The sequence below is a fragment of the Megasphaera vaginalis (ex Bordigoni et al. 2020) genome (assembly GCF_900240295.1).
GTDB classification, from domain to species: Bacteria; Bacillota; Negativicutes; order Veillonellales; family Megasphaeraceae; genus Megasphaera; species Megasphaera vaginalis.
The window spans coordinates 270544-285230 of the sequence record NZ_OEQB01000002.1 but is presented as its reverse complement, the minus strand read 5'-3'; the positions used below and the strand labels follow the sequence as shown (position 1 = coordinate 285230).

General features: G+C 51.5%; 12 protein-coding genes. 1 reads left to right on the top strand and 11 read right to left on the bottom strand.

Annotated features, from left to right (window positions below; all coding sequences use genetic code 11):
• Positions 1-15 precede the first annotated feature (15 nt).
• The 10 genes from C0977_RS03905 to C0977_RS03860 form a co-directional block, all read right to left on the bottom strand.
• Entirely contained in the window at positions 16-1116 is a 1101-nt protein-coding gene (locus C0977_RS03905; RefSeq protein WP_101912510.1) for a hypothetical protein, read from the bottom strand.
• Between the two features lie 31 nt (positions 1117-1147).
• Positions 1148-2527 carry an SPFH domain-containing protein gene (locus tag C0977_RS03900; protein ID WP_101912509.1) on the bottom strand — a complete coding sequence of 460 codons (1380 nt, stop codon included), beginning with the start codon at positions 2525-2527 and terminating at the stop codon, positions 1148-1150.
• A gap of 247 nt (positions 2528-2774) precedes the next feature.
• Complete coding sequence (locus C0977_RS03895) at positions 2775-3449, bottom strand: metal-dependent hydrolase (protein ID WP_023054640.1); 675 nt, start codon at positions 3447-3449, stop codon at positions 2775-2777.
• Positions 3450-3477: 28 nt separating this feature from the next.
• Positions 3478-4629, bottom strand: a complete 1152-nt coding sequence (locus C0977_RS03890; protein WP_101912508.1) for an amidohydrolase — start codon at positions 4627-4629, stop codon at positions 3478-3480.
• Positions 4622-5575 (bottom strand): S66 peptidase family protein, encoded by a 954-nt coding sequence (locus tag C0977_RS03885; RefSeq protein WP_101912507.1) that lies wholly within the window; start codon positions 5573-5575, stop codon positions 4622-4624. The genes C0977_RS03890 and C0977_RS03885 overlap by 8 nt, the downstream gene beginning before the upstream one ends.
• A 24-nt stretch (positions 5576-5599) precedes the next feature.
• Positions 5600-7186 carry a peptide ABC transporter substrate-binding protein gene (locus C0977_RS03880; RefSeq protein WP_101912506.1) on the bottom strand — a complete coding sequence of 529 codons (1587 nt, stop codon included), beginning with the start codon at positions 7184-7186 and terminating at the stop codon, positions 5600-5602.
• Entirely contained in the window at positions 7183-8148 is a 966-nt protein-coding gene (locus C0977_RS03875) for an ABC transporter ATP-binding protein (RefSeq protein WP_101912505.1), read from the bottom strand. The genes C0977_RS03880 and C0977_RS03875 overlap by 4 nt, the downstream gene beginning before the upstream one ends.
• Positions 8148-9131: an ABC transporter ATP-binding protein gene (locus C0977_RS03870; RefSeq protein WP_101912504.1), complete on the bottom strand. Its 984-nt coding sequence runs from the start codon at positions 9129-9131 to the stop codon at positions 8148-8150. Before C0977_RS03870 ends, C0977_RS03875 begins: the two co-directional genes overlap by 1 nt.
• Entirely contained in the window at positions 9128-10042 is a 915-nt protein-coding gene (locus C0977_RS03865; protein ID WP_200814207.1) for an ABC transporter permease, read from the bottom strand. The genes C0977_RS03870 and C0977_RS03865 overlap by 4 nt, the downstream gene beginning before the upstream one ends.
• A gap of 2 nt (positions 10043-10044) precedes the next feature.
• A complete protein-coding gene (locus C0977_RS03860; protein WP_101912502.1) occupies positions 10045-10977 on the bottom strand; it encodes an ABC transporter permease in 933 nt (310 codons plus the stop codon).
• Positions 10978-11162: 185 nt separating this feature from the next.
• Here C0977_RS03860 and C0977_RS03855 point away from each other — a divergent pair, with 185 nt between their 5' ends.
• Positions 11163-12368 (top strand): MFS transporter, encoded by a 1206-nt coding sequence (locus tag C0977_RS03855; RefSeq protein WP_101912501.1) that lies wholly within the window; start codon positions 11163-11165, stop codon positions 12366-12368.
• An 878-nt stretch (positions 12369-13246) separates the two neighbouring features.
• Here the strand turns inward: C0977_RS03855 and C0977_RS03850 are convergent.
• On the bottom strand, positions 13247-14665 hold the full coding sequence (locus C0977_RS03850; RefSeq protein WP_101912500.1) for a sodium:solute symporter family protein: 1419 nt from the start codon (positions 14663-14665) through the stop codon (positions 13247-13249).
• Positions 14666-14687: the final 22 nt, after the last annotated feature.

The following is a 14687-nucleotide window of genomic DNA, read 5'->3' as shown; positions in this document are numbered from 1 at the left end:
CGTCCGCCTCCTTCGTCATATGATCAGCGACGTAATGCCGTAAATAGCGATAAAAGAAGCGATGAAACCGATGATGGAATAGTTTCGCAGCTTACCTTTGTCAATGGGCAGACTGCCTACAAGCCTGCCGGTCTGTCCGTTCATCATAAAAGTATACGGTTTATTCTCATACCGCGTCGTCAGGATCCAAACAGGTACTACGGCATACGAAACATTGCCGCCGACTTTGACAATGTTGCAGGATTCACGCCGTACGGCATCATATCCGTTAACGGTCCTTTTCAACTCCTCCGTCATACTGTTCGTTACCCGTTCATCAGCTCTGCCAACGGAAGCAGCGGCATCGACATCATACTTGTCGGCAATATAGCCGGTAAAATAGGCCTGGGAAAAGGGCTGCATTTCCTGATAATCGAAAGGCTCAATACTTTCCATAAACGTATCATCCATTTTAGTACTGCCGTCGACGGGAATCCTTTCAAAATCGGCGCTGCCTTTTCGACGACAGCGGTAGACTTGGGTTTCCGTAATTTCTTTATCATCTGTCGTGGAAACAGAAATACGTTCGGCCGAAAAGGTCATCGTTCCCGACACGGTCGAATCAAAGAGCCAGAAAGGCACGTAGAGTCCCTGTATCTCTTTCATGCGATTGTTACTCTTGAAATTGGACGGCAAGAGGCGTTTCTTCCCGTAAAATGCTTTAAGAGCCGCAACGGCGTCTTCCTTCGTCTTCTTGAAAGGAATGACGTAATCAGGCTTCAGCATGCCCGCGAAACGGTCCGGCAACATCGTCGGATTGCCGCAGTAACAGCATTCCGTTGCCATCGTCGATCCGTCCGTAACCAATTCGGCGCCGCAAGACGAGCAGGTGAACACCTGAAAAGCGTCAGTCTCGCCGCTGTCCCATTCAGACCCGGCCTCCTCGGGCTTCCATTTCGTTTCTTCTGCCGCTGCATTCTGCGCGGCAATCTCTTCCTGCTGGGAAAATAAGGTTTCAATCGTCTTTACATCGAACTCGGAACTGCAGTATTCACAGCTTACTTTTTCCGCTCCTGCCTGAAAGTTGAGGGGTCCGCCGCATTTAGGGCATTTATAACTTACAGAGGTATCGGCCATCACGCTCACACCCTTTCACACACATCATCAGCTATGCTTTATCGTTATCGTCAAAAGGATCGCCGCATTCCGGGCAGAATTTCGGCGGATGATGGGGATCATCGGGCTGCCAGCCGCATTTATCGCAGCGGTAAAGAGGAGCCCCTGCAGGCCGCTTCGCACCGCAAGCGGAACAAAAATTGCCTTTGTTCATCTGTCCGCACGCGCAGGTCCAGCCTTCAACCGTCTTCGGCGGCGGTTGCGGCGAACCGCAATTGCTGCAGAACTTTCCTTGATTGCCGCCTTGCCCGCACGTACAAGTCCAGCCTCCGGCAGGCTGCTGCGCCGCTCCCGCTTGTCCCATCGGGGCAACACCGCCGCCTTGCTGTTGCGCCATTTGCGGTTGCGCCATTTGCTGTTGTTGACCCATAGCATACAAATTTCCCGGATTCATGCCGCCTGCCATACCGGCCATGTTCATGCCCATAAACGCAAGGGCCGGACTGCCGCCGCCTTCGTTGGACGCTGCCAACGTCATCGCTTCCGCTTGCGCTCCGACGAGCTGCGCAGCTGCCAACGTGGGATTGGTAAAAGCCGCACGCTGCTGCATGGACAGAATCCGTTCCTCCGCCTTCTCATCGGCCTTGACGCTGGAAATACCGAAAGAAACGATTTCTATGCCGCGCAAATCCCGCCATTTACCGCTCAAGACCTCGTTCAATATCTTCACAAGTTCGTCTGTATGCCCCGGCAAAGCACTGTAACGGATACCAGCTTCAGAAATCTTCGCAAAAGCGGACTGCAGCGATGTGAGCAATTCCGTTTTCAGCTGTCCGTCAATCGTTTCCCGTTCATAAACGTCGTCGACATTGCCGCACACATTCGTATAAAAAAGAAGCGGATTCGTCAGCTTATAGCTGTATTCGCCGAAACACCGGATGGTGATGTCGAAATCGATACCCGCCCGTTCGTCAACTACGCGGAACGGAATGGGCGAAGGCGTACCGTACTTGTTCCCCATGATTTCCTTCGTATTGAAGTAATAAACGCGTTGGTCTTTACCGGCACCGCCGCCGAAGGTAAAACGTTTGCCGATATTTTTAAAGACGGAAACGACAGTCTCCTTCAATTCACCGGCGAAAATAGACGGCTCCGTCGACGAGTCATAGACGAATTCTCCCGGCTCCGCCGAAACTTCCACGATCTTGCCTTGTTCAACGATCATCATGCATTGTCCTTCATTGACGGCTACGACGGAACCGTTTGTAATGATGTTGTCTTCGGCGCTGGTATTGGAACTGCGGCCGCTCGTCCGTTTTTTCCCTTTGCTGACGAGAATTTCCGGCGGCATTTCTTCACCGTAAATGTACTCTTTCCATTGATCGGCCAAGACGCCGCCCGTCGCGCCCATTACTGCTTTGATAAGTCCCATAAAGGCTCCTCCTTTCAAAACGATACCGGTGTTGGCAATAACTGTACGAAAAACACGTTTCCTGTTTACAGCATACCGTACATGTCCAAAAAAGTCCCCCATATTTCCAACAGGAGAACAACTGTTTTTTTTGCAATGGAAAACCGATTCCGTTGTCGAAGCTGACCGGCAAAAAAATACACCATTTCCAACATACAGCATTGTTGAAAATGGTGTTCGTTTCTAGTCTCTTCGCGCTGCGCCGCCGTTAGGGTAAAAGCAGGGTTCCGCCCGGTTCCACAACCAGTCCCCGCCGTCCGTATTGCGTTGTCAAAGCCTCGACAAAGGCCTGCGGATCCTGCTCAATGACCGGCCACGTACCGTAATGAATGGGGATCGTCACGTTTGCCTTGACCCAGTCTGCCGCCAAGAGAGCATCTTCCGGCCCCATCGTGAAGTTGTCGCCAATCGGCAATAAGGCGCAGTCGATATCGCCAAAACGATTCAAAAGCTTCATATCGCTGTATAACGCCGTGTCGCCGGCAAAATAAACCGTCTTGCCGAAGAAGGTGATCAAAGCGCCTGCCGCATGACCGCCGGGAACGCCGGCTCCATGAAAAGCAGGCACGAGTCGCAGGGAGCCGAAAGGAAAATCGCTCTTGCCGCCCAGGTGCATGGCATGTGTGCGCAAGCCGGCTGCCGCACCTTTGGCGGCCACTTCGGCGGAAGCGATCAGCAGCGCATCATTTCTGCCGCCAATACTGTCCGCATCGCCATAATGGTCGTGATGTCCGTGACTGACAAAAATATAGTGACAAGAAATATCTTCGGCTGCGGCCTTACGCCATGTATTGCCCGTAAAAAAGGGATCGGCAATCAAGGTTACCGCATTGCACGATAATGAAAAACAGGCATGTCCGTAATACGTCAAACGTACATCCAATGGTATCCGCTCCTTTCACGTGACATCATTAAAACAAGGGGTTTTCCGCCTTTTCCAACATCACGTCTACAGCGACGCGCGCCATGGCTTTCGCTCCGGTGACGGCCTGCATGAGGCCTAAGTCGCTGATCGCCGCGGCGGCAAACTCCGGCGTATGCGCGCCGATGTGATAGCCGATACAGATCTCCGGCTGACTGGCCCGCGTCGCCTGACTGACATTGCCGACATCAGTCGACCCTTCGGCAAAGTCATCATCCAAAACGGTAAACTCTTCATATAACTCGCTGAAGGCTTCAGCAAAATAGACATCCAGGCGCGGATCACTGCGCATTTCCTTATACAGCGGTTCATAATGGACCATCTCGACAGAAGCGCCGTGCCGTGCCGCCGTTTCCTCCGCCAGGTCGCGGATCTGCGGCAGCATTGTCTCTTCCAAATACGCCGCCTGCAGGGCGCGGATCGTCGCCTTCATGACCGCTTTATCAGACACGATATTCGGCGCTGTGCCGCCATCGGTAATGATTGCGCCAAGCAGATGTTCTTCCGTAAACTGAGCGGATAATGCTTGTAATGCGCCGTAAAAATCGACTAAGGCATCCAACGCATTGACGCCGTGATACGTTTTATCAGCAATATGCGCCGCTTTGCCCGTAAAGGTGAACTGCAGCGGATGTGTCGCATAAGAAGTGCCGCCTATAGCCGTACGATCCGTTGCCGGATGAATCAGCAGCGCCGCGTCCATCTCGTCGAAAAGACCCCGTTCGCTCATGTATACTTTGCTGCCTGCCGTCTCTTCGGCAGGACAGCCGAAAACGTGCACCGTCGCTTCCTCTGCCGCAACGGCAGCAAAAGCTAAAGCGGCACCGACGCTCATGGCGGCAATCAAGTTGTGTCCGCAGCCGTGTCCGATTTCCGGCAGAGCGTCGTACTCGGCCAAAAAGGCGATCTGTTTGGCGCCGTTGCCGTAAACGGCGTGGAACGCCGTAGGAAATACATCGGTAATCGGATTATCGACGGCAAAGCCTGCTGTTGTTAAAATTTTCCGTAAATAGGCCGCCGCCAATTCCTCCTGGCCGCCCAATTCAGGATGCTCATGGATGTAGACGGCAATGCCGCGGATCAGCTCTTCCAACTCATCGACGCGACGGCAAGCGGCGTCTTTCCTTTCTTTTTTATTCATGCCTTTGCTCCTTTACCTTTTCTATCGTAAGCACCGCTTCCGAGACGCCTACCTCCATGCGTGCCGGCACGCCGAATGGCAGCCAGGCATTGTCTTTCTCATGCCCTGCCGGCACGCCCCAAAGCGCCGGTTTTCCCCATCGCTCGGCATAATACGCAGCCACTTCTCTGACAGTGAACTCGCCGTCCCCGCTTTCTGTCGGCATACAATCATGAAAGGTCCCGAACAGAATGCCCGCTGCTCTCGCGATCAGCCCCGACTGCTCGAACTGACGCAACATGCGGTCGAGAGCATAGGCATCTTCCCCAATTTCCTCCAACAACAGCAAGCCGTCAGTGCCGTCCAACGCGTACGGCGTACCGGTCGTCACGGAAAGCAGCATCATATTGCCGCCGCATAACGTACCGGACGCCGTCCCCGGAACCAACGGCTCCAACTGCCGGCCCGGCGGTAATTGCAGGGGGCCTGCCGGCACCGGCTCCTGCAATCCGGCGGCAAACTGTCCCAGCGTATAGGCCGTCGGCTCCCTGCCGAGAGACAAGGCCATGGGACCGTGAATAGTCGCCATGGCGCAGCGTTGGCGAAAAACCGTATGCAGAGCCGTAATGTCGCTGAAGCCGATAAACAGCTTCGGATTGGCGCGGATCCTGTCGTAGTCAAGCAAATCCAAAAATCGTGTCGTGCCGTAACCGCCGCGCAGACAGAGGATCGCCTGCACAGCCGGATCGGCAAAGGCCCATTCCAGATCGCGAGCCCGCAATTCGTCACTGCCGGCAAGATAGCCCCAGCTTTCTTCGACAGTACGCCCCAGAACCGAAACATAGCCGAGATCGCGCAGCACCTGTTCCGCTCCCGTCACTGCCTCGGCAGCCAAGGGGGCTGCCGGCGCCACGATCGCAATCGTATCGCCCTGCCGCAGGCCTCGTCCCAGTCTATACGATTCCATAATCTTTATCCTTCTTTCTGCCTTTTATTTTTCTATGTAAGCGCGCTTAAAGTCGACCAGTCCCAGAGACGACCAGCGATATCCTTTTACATAGGGCTGAGCGACAAAGGGTTGTGTCGTATAGTAAATGGGAATGATGACGCAATCATCAAAAAGGATATTCTCCGCTTCGTGCATCAGCTTCATGCGCAGCACCGCGTCATTCGTCTGCTGGGCCGCGTGAATCAATTCGGTATACCGTTCATTGTGGTACTGCGCGTCGTTTTCGGCATCGGCGAAAACGGACAAAAACGTCATCGGGTCGGCATAATCGGCGACCCATGAAGCCCTGGCAATTTGAAAATCGCCGCTGCTGCGGCTGGCCATAAAAACCTTTGCCTCCTGATTGACGAGCCCGACGGTAACCCCCAGTTCATCGTGCCACATGGCCTGCAGCGCTTCGGCGATCGCCTTATGCATTTCACTCGTATTAAAGAGAATACGAATATCCGGCAGCTTACTGCCGTCGTCATAACCGGCCTGTTGCAGCAGCGCTTTCGCCGCCGCCGCGTCTTCCGGCTGCAGCACCGTGCCGCCGGCAGTACGAAAATCGACGCCCGTCGCCGGATCGACCAGGCCCGGCGGTACCCAGGCATAGGCCGGCTGTTTACGACTGCGCACGACATTGGCAATCAGCGCGCGGCGCCTGACAGCCAGCGCGAAAGCTTTGCGGACTCGTACATCGTCAAAGGGCTTGGCCGTCACGTTGAAAACGTAATAATAAGAGCCTAAATACGGCGCGACATGATAGAGCCCGGCTTCCTCCAGCCGCGTTTCGTCGGCAGGCGGCGGTTCGACCATCATATCGGCCTGCCCGCTTTCGACCAGCGTCAGCCGCGTCGCTTGCGAATCGCTGATAGGAAACTCCAACTGCGGCAACGTAACGGAAGCGGCATCCCAATACGTTTCGTTTTTTACAAAATCGATCTCACTGGCATGGATCCATTTGCTGATTGTATACGGTCCGCTGCCGACGATGGGCATATTGCCCGAAGCCCACGTCTGCGGCGCTTTTTCGACAACATGCCGGGGTACGGCATAGTAGCTGTGGAAAGCCGTCAAACTGAGAAAATACGCTGTCGGCGCTGCCAATTTGACGATCAGCGTCCGATCATCGACGGCATGAACCCCGACGGCGGCGGCGTCAACCTGGCGGTTGAAGTACGCTTCTCCGTTCACCAGAGGAAACATCATATACGCATTCTCCGAAGCCACGTCAGGATCAAGAGCACGCTTCCAGGCATATTCAAAATCACTTGCCGTCAGAGGAACCCCATCGCTCCAGTGGAGACCGGGCCGCAAATAAAAGGTATACGTCAGTCCATCTGCCGAAACGTCCCACCGCTCCGCCAGTGCCGGCTGCGGCACATCCTGATCGTCCAGCCGCGTCAGCCCTTCAAACAGCTGCAATTCCACTATATTTTCAGGCAGCGCCGTCGTCATGGCCGGATCCAGACTGGCCGGTTCCGCTTCCAGCACATATCGCACCGTATCGGTACGTTCGGCGGGACCACACCCGCCGAGCGCAAAAACAGCAACGGCGCAAAGGAGTATAAGAACCAATTTTCTCATGATCTTCCCCTTCCTGCAAAATGGCAGGCGGCGAAATGACCGGCACCGACTTCACGCCAGCTCGGGATCTCGCAACGGCAACGCGCTGTTGCCGCAGTACAGCGCGGATGAAATACGCACCCTTCGGGCACGGCGAAAGGGCTGGGGACTTCTCCGACAGGAACGACTCTGCGCGTTTGCCGCGGATCGGCCTTGGCCATAGATGACAGCAGGAGCTGCGTATAGGGATGCATCGGCGTCTTGTAAACGGCATCACTCGTGCCTAATTCCACCAGCCGCCCCAGATACATGACGCCAATGCGGTGACTCAGATGGTGGACCATCGCCAAATCGTGCGCAATAAAAAGATACGCCAGCCCCTTTTCCTGTTGCAGTCGCTGCAGCATGTTCACAATCTGCACCTGTACCGACACATCCAAAGCCGATATCGGTTCATCACAGAAAATACAGGCCGGTTCCAACGCCAGCGCCCGGGCGATGCCGACACGCTGCCGCTGGCCGCCGCTAAACTCGTACGGATAACGCTGCGCCGCTTCACGCGGCATATCGACCTGCTCCAGCAACGCGGCAACGCGCCGCTCCCGTTCCTCTCCGGTCGGATATAACCCGTAATTACGCAACGGTTCGGCAATACTTTCGCCGATTGTCAACCGCGGATCGAGAGACGCATACGGATCTTGAAAGATCATTTGTATCTTCCGCCTGAACGCCGCCTCACCCATCGACTCCCGCCTGACGCCGTCACAGAATATCTCGCCTGCCGTTTTCGGATACAGATCGAGAACGGTACGGGCAAAGGTCGATTTGCCGCAACCCGATTCGCCGACCAAGCCGACTGTTTCCCCCGCCTCTATGGTCAGGGAAAGATCACAGACTGCCGTAACCGTTTTTTTTGCTCTGCCGAAAAAATCCCGTTCGGCAATGAATTCTTTTGTAAGATGACGAACGTCGAGAAACGCCATTATACTCCTCCCCGCTCCGGACAATACAACCAACAGCTCACCTTTTGTCCGTTCCTCAATTCATACGTCGGCGGCTCGCGACGCGAACAGATACACATCGCTTGAGGACAGCGCAGACAAAAACGACAGCCCCGGGAATAGTGGAACAAGTCAGGAGCCTGTCCGTCAATGCCGATCAGCTTCTTTTCCCTGTTCTCCGGATCCGGCAATGAAGCCAACAAACCTTGCGTATACGGATGAGCCGGCGCGACGAACAACGTCTCCGTCATCCCTTCCTCCACAACCGTACCGGCATACATCACGTAGACACGCCGACACAGCTGGGCAATGACGCCGAGGTTATGGGAAACGAGGACAACGGCCATCTGCAGCTCCCGCTGCAAGTTCTCCAACAGCGCCAATACCTGCGCCTCCGTCGTCACGTCAAGAGCCGTCGTCGGTTCATCGGCAAAAAGCAAGCGCGGCCGGCAAGCCAGAGCCAAGGCAATGAGACAACGCTGCCGCATGCCTCCTGAAAGTTCATGCGGATACTGCCGAAGACGTTTTTCCGGCGCCGTCAGCCCGACAGCCCGCAATAATTCCAGCGAAGCCGTTGCCGCCGCCGCGGGAGACAAGCGACGCTGCGTCCGAAGCGCCTCCCGCAACTGACTGCCGATGGACAGCACCGGATTCAGCGCCGTCATGGGATCTTGAAAAATCATCGTCATCTCTTTGCCGCGCAGCCGGTTCATCGCCTGCTCGTCATATTGCGTAATGTCCTTGCCGTCCCAGGTAATCGTACCGCCTGTATAAACCGTCTCCTTACGCGGCAGCAATTTCATGACACTTTGCGTCGTAACCGATTTGCCGCATCCCGATTCGCCGACGATCCCGACAGTTTCCCCGGCATAAACCTGGAGAGACACACCGTGAACGGCCTCCAACAGCCCTCGGTACGTACGGAACGAAACGGACAAGCCGGCAATTTCCAAAAGCGGCTTCATCGGCTTTCCCCCTTCCCATCGCGCGGATCCAGGGCATCGCGAAGCCCGTCGCCGAGAAACATAAAGCCGAGCATCGTGATACACAAGGCAAGGGCGGGGAAAAACAGCTGAAACGGAAAAGAACGGATACTGTTGATCCCTTCCGACGCCAATACTCCCCAGCTGGCCATAGGCGCCGCTACGCCGAGACCGATAAAGCTGAGAAAGGCTTCCGTAAAAATGGCGTCGGGAATAGATAAGGTCATGGTTACAATAATCGGCCCGACACAGTTCGGTATCATATGACGCCGCAGTATTTGCCACGCCGACGTGTTGCAGGACCGCGCCGCCAGAACATAATCCTGCCGTTTCAAGGTCAAAACCTGGCTGCGTACAATACGCGCCATATTCAGCCAGTACGCGATGCCCAAAGCAAGATAAATATTGAGCAGTCCCGGCTTAAAGACGACCATGAACAAAATCACATAAAGCAGCATGGGAATCGAATACAGGATATCAATAACATGCATCATGATCCGATCTGTTTTACCGCCGGCCAGACCGGCAATGCCGCCGTAAAGAACGCCGATGAACAGATTGATCAAGCTGGCGGCGATGCCGATAGACAACGAAATCCGCGCTCCGTAGAGAACGCGCGTAAAAAGATCGCGTCCTAACGTATCGGTGCCGAACCAATGCGCCGCAGACGGATACGCGTTGGCGGCGGCAAAGTTCTGTTCGCCGTACGTATAAGGAGAAAGCCAGGGGCCGACAAGCGCCGCTACGGACATGACACAAACAATGCCGATGCCCCAGAGAGCCAGCCGGTTCTGTCTCAGGCGCTGCCAACTGCGATCACGCAACGTTTGCGGCGGGATATACACTGGCCGTCGTGCAGACGGCGGCAGCGGCTGAAAATCAAGTCTGTCCATGCTCATCCCTCCCGTTCCGATGTCAGGGAAATCCGCGGATCTACGAGAGGATAGATGACATCAATCAGTAAATTCATGACAATAATCAAAAAACTGTAAAAAATCGTTATCCCGAGGATAACTGTATAATCGCGATTGTAAATGCTGGTGACAAAATACCGCCCCAAACCGGGGATGGCAAAGACGGTCTCAACGACAAAACTGCCGGTCAGCAACGACGCCGCCAGCGGGCCGATGTACGTGATGACCGGCAGCAAAGCATTGCGCAGACCGTGACGACAGAGCAGCGAAAAGGTCCCGACACCGCGGGCTCGCGCCGTACGCATGTAATCTTGCGACAAAACGTCAAGAAAGCTGGCCCGCGTCAGCCGCATGACGAAGGCCGTCGGATGCGCCGCCAAGGCAAAAACAGGCAAAACGGCATAAGACGGCCCTTTCCATAGCGCTGCCGGTAAAACAGGCCACGTAAACGCAAACAGCTGAACCAGCAACGCCGCCAAAATAAAACTCGGCACCGATACACCCAGCGTGGCGCCAAGCATCAGCGCGTAGTCAAGGGCGCCGTTTTTATGCCATGCCGCCGCCATGCCGGCCAAAACGCCGACGCCGAGAGCCAGACACAAAGCAATCGCCCCAAGTTCTGCCGAAACGGGTAACGTTTCGGCAATGATCTCGTTCACCGTCCGCCCCGGATATTTGAAGGAAGGGCCGAAATCGAATACCGCCGCATGTTCCAAATAATCGGCATATTGTTCGAGAAGCGGCTGGTCGAGACGATACCGTTCTTCCACGGCAGCCAAAACGACAGGCGGCAATTTCTTTTCTGCCGTAAACGGACCGCCCGGGATGGCATGCATCAGGGCAAAGGTGATCGTCACAACTGTCCACAAGACGAGACAAGCGCCGACCAAACGTTTCAAGCAGTAAAAAAACATCTTTTTTCCCCATTTCCATTGCTATACTATACCCATAATTATAAGCTTGCCGCTGCGAAAAAGGAAGTGCGCCTGCATGGCCCTCTTCTTAAAAAAACTTTGATAATTCGTATTGAAAAGAGAGAACAATCGTTTTATAATAAGGAAATTACACTGACAGTTGATTTTAGAAAGAGTGAACCTCCATGAATTGGAAATTTTGTTTAGCCATACTGACATGTAATGTCGTTTTTATGTCTGCCAGTTATACCATGCTGATCCCTTTCCTGCCGGTCTATTTGACCCATGAGCTCGGCGTGGATCCGTCATCGGTAAATATCTGGTCCGGCATTGTCTTTTCCTCAACTTTCGCCGTCAGCGCCATCATGGCCCCGATTTGGGGACGCATGGCCGATCGCCGGGGAAAACGGCTGATGGCGATTCGAGCCAGCTTTCTTCTGGCCATCAGTTATTTTCTCGGCGGCATCGTAACGACACCGCTGGAGTTAACGTTCATGCGGATGTTTCAAGGTTTTGCTGCCGGCTTGTGGCCGATGGAACTGGCAATTATGACCACCTATGCGCCGCCGAAAAAAATGGGCATCTGTCTCGGCATCATGCAAGGAGGCCTGACGGCAGGCGGTGTCATCGGGCCGCTTTTCGGGGGACTTTTAGCGGAAGTCTTCGGCATGCGCATGTCATTCTTTCTGGCCGCGGCAGCTCTTTTCCTCAATTTTCTGGTTCTTCTGTTCTTTGTCAAAGAACCTCCTGACAGTCTGGCTGCAGAGCCGGCACCGGGGCATCCGGAAACCAGCGGTTCCGGCCTTTGGCGAAATCCGTTGATCCGCGATATGCTGCTTTTCGGCGTTTTCGTGCAAATGGTCATCCTCATCGTGCAGCCTGTCTTGACGACATATATTACGGAACTTGCCGGCAATTTGGACAACGTCATCTTCGTCGCCGGCCTCGTCTTCTCGCTCAGCGGCTTTGCCAGCGCCATATCGGCGCCGCTCTGGGGACGCTTCGGACAGCACCAGGGATTCCATAAGTCGCTGACCTATGCCTTGACCTTGGCCGGAATCTTCAGCATTATCCAATCGCTGCCTCGCGACCTGTATCTGTTCGCAGCATCGCAATTTTGCGTCGGACTGTTCTTTTCCGGCATCTATCCTTCGATCAATGCCATTCTGGCTCAAAACACCGACTCCCACACCAAGGGACGCGTATTCGGCCTCCTCTTTTCGGCGCAGCAGATCGGCTCCATGGCCGGGCCTCTCCTGGGCGGGCTGATCGCTACCTTCTGCGGCATGCATTACGTCTTCATCGCCGCCGGCCTGATTTTACTCTCCATCAGCATCATCGTGCGCCGTCATACGGGACGCATAACGACGCCGCATCCCGGCACAACATAATAATTATAAAAACGTCTCTCACTAAAACTAGTAAAAGTTTTAGTGAGAGACGTTTAGCTTTTTGAATGTAATTATTCCAATATCTTACAACCGGTTGTTTTATCCGCTTTAAAATCTTTATTGGTTTTACACTAGTATATAAAGCATTTTACTCCTTATATCGCAGGTAAGTTTATGCCCAATTATTTCTAACCTTTGACCCCATTTTTTCTATTAAAAATAATATTACTTCACCTGTTGTCCAGAAGAGCCGTTTCATCATTGACTTACATATCATATATATTAGCCATGATTCGGATGACACCGCCTATTATGAAGTAACACATTCATTTTATTAGAAAACCCCGATAAAATTTACCTGAATACTCAACAGGCAGAACAACTACTTTTATTATTTTTCTTTAGATACCATCCCATAGCTTAACAATTCTCCTAAGTAAATATTCGGCACGCAAAACATGCCAGTAAGGAATCTTAATAAATTAACGATACTATCATTCCAAACATTATATATCTAAGCATCACTTCTAATCTACATATAGATAATGCCTGATTTCTCCATTTCAAGATAAAACTGTAAAAACTTTAAAAAGTCCATCCCCTTCACGACAATAATGAGCATTAATTTTCACATTTTTAAGTCCGTTTCTGAATTTTTATATCTCTCAAATTATCTATTTATGTACCTAATATTATCTATGCCTAATAAATAGGATATAACAATACTAATAAATTAACACTTCTTCTCGATTAATAGCTTCATCCAAAATCTTTTTGCACTTTTATATCTAAAAGTAATTGTACTAATTCCACAGATACAACAATAAACCTAGCCACTATAAAATATATGGTGGCTAGGTTTATATTCAATTTTCTATCTACCCCATATTCCCTGCAACTTTCTTATCATCTTTAAAAATCATACAGGCTATGATCAATGCAATTCCAGACCCCGCCAGTCCATAAATAGCATATGGAATAACAGTTTCCATTAACATTGCGCCAAAGCAAACGATAAAGCCCACTATCATACTAATAATTACTGACTTGGCCGTAATTAAATTTTTTCTACGCAGTAATACTCCCGCAAATATCGGGAACATAAGCCCCGCTGCTGAAAAAGCATAAGTTGCAACAATAACATTAAGTACACGCGGATATACTAGGGCTATAGCTACAGCTAAAAATGTAACTATAACTGAAATTATTTTAGATTTATGCTTCATATCATTTTCAGTCGCTCCAGGATTAAGTATCTTTTTATAAATATCATTTACCGCATTTAATGCCACAGATTGAATGCCACTAGCAACAGTTGACATAATAGCAGATACAATTAATCCTGCATATAAAGCTAGAAACCAAACTGGAATTTGTGTTAGAAACCAGCCAGTTGCCATTTCTCGTTCTAAGCCAGGATTCATTGCCCTAATCCCCATCCCAAATAAAGATGCCCAAATTTCAGAAATAATAATTACTACCCCGCTAAGAAATAAACTCATTTTAACATAATTTATATCTTTTGCAGCAAAAATACGCTGAAAATACATTTGATTTGTTAAACTACCAGGAATAACCGCCATAAACCAGAGTATAACTGTTCCCCAGCCTAGGCTTGCCATTCCACCAGGAAAAGACTTTAAATTATCCGGTACTTTAGCCATAACATTGCCAAATCCGCCTCCCATATCGTACAAGAAATATAATGTTGCCAAACAAATTAGTCCCATAAGACATCCAAAAAAGAAATCTGCCCAAGCAACTGATTTTAATCCAGCAGGTAATACCAATAATAAACTAATGACGGCAAATGCCAATACTAAGGTAGTAGTTGAAAGGCCAGTTAATCCGGAATAAAGCTTTCCAAAAGCAATCAGATTTCCAATAACCCATCCAAAGGGTACAACCATTGTTAAAAATGATGATATGACAGTTAATGTTTTATTTTTACCATACAATCTTTCCATAATATCCGGTATAGTTGAAAATTCCTGACTACGCATCCATTTTGCAATAAGGCAAATAACCCACATACCAATAGCTACAAATAATCCATATGTTAAAGCAGACCATCCTCCAGCATATCCATTTCCAACATGGGCGGTAAGAAATCCGCCACCTTGAGCTGTTGCAAATTGGGTTCCAACAATAACATACAAAGGTAAGCTGCGACCGGCTACGGCCCAATCACTTCCAGTCGATTTTCTACCAACCCACCAAGAAATTAATACGGCAACTAATAGTACAGCTAAGGTGCTAAAAACAATAATAAATATACTTCCCGTAGACACACCCATGATAATTCCCTCCCTCGTACAT

What these genes read in the sequence shown, in the direction of transcription:
- C0977_RS03905 (WP_101912510.1), bottom strand. Translation starts at nt 1,116, where the DNA reads ATGGCCGATACCTCTGTAAGTTATAAATGCCCTAAATGCGGCGGACCC.
- C0977_RS03900 (WP_101912509.1), bottom strand. Translation starts at nt 2,527, where the DNA reads ATGGGACTTATCAAAGCAGTAATGGGCGCGACGGGCGGCGTCTTGGCC.
- C0977_RS03890 (WP_101912508.1), bottom strand. Translation starts at nt 4,629, where the DNA reads ATGAATAAAAAAGAAAGGAAAGACGCCGCTTGCCGTCGCGTCGATGAG.
- C0977_RS03885 (WP_101912507.1), bottom strand. Translation starts at nt 5,575, where the DNA reads ATGGAATCGTATAGACTGGGACGAGGCCTGCGGCAGGGCGATACGATT.
- C0977_RS03880 (WP_101912506.1), bottom strand. Translation starts at nt 7,186, where the DNA reads ATGAGAAAATTGGTTCTTATACTCCTTTGCGCCGTTGCTGTTTTTGCG.
- C0977_RS03875 (WP_101912505.1), bottom strand. Translation starts at nt 8,148, where the DNA reads ATGGCGTTTCTCGACGTTCGTCATCTTACAAAAGAATTCATTGCCGAA.
- C0977_RS03870 (WP_101912504.1), bottom strand. Translation starts at nt 9,131, where the DNA reads ATGAAGCCGCTTTTGGAAATTGCCGGCTTGTCCGTTTCGTTCCGTACG.
- C0977_RS03865 (WP_200814207.1), bottom strand. Translation starts at nt 10,042, where the DNA reads ATGGACAGACTTGATTTTCAGCCGCTGCCGCCGTCTGCACGACGGCCA.
- C0977_RS03860 (WP_101912502.1), bottom strand. Translation starts at nt 10,977, where the DNA reads ATGTTTTTTTACTGCTTGAAACGTTTGGTCGGCGCTTGTCTCGTCTTG.
- C0977_RS03855 (WP_101912501.1), top strand. Translation starts at nt 11,163, where the DNA reads ATGAATTGGAAATTTTGTTTAGCCATACTGACATGTAATGTCGTTTTT.
- C0977_RS03850 (WP_101912500.1), bottom strand. Translation starts at nt 14,665, where the DNA reads ATGGGTGTGTCTACGGGAAGTATATTTATTATTGTTTTTAGCACCTTA.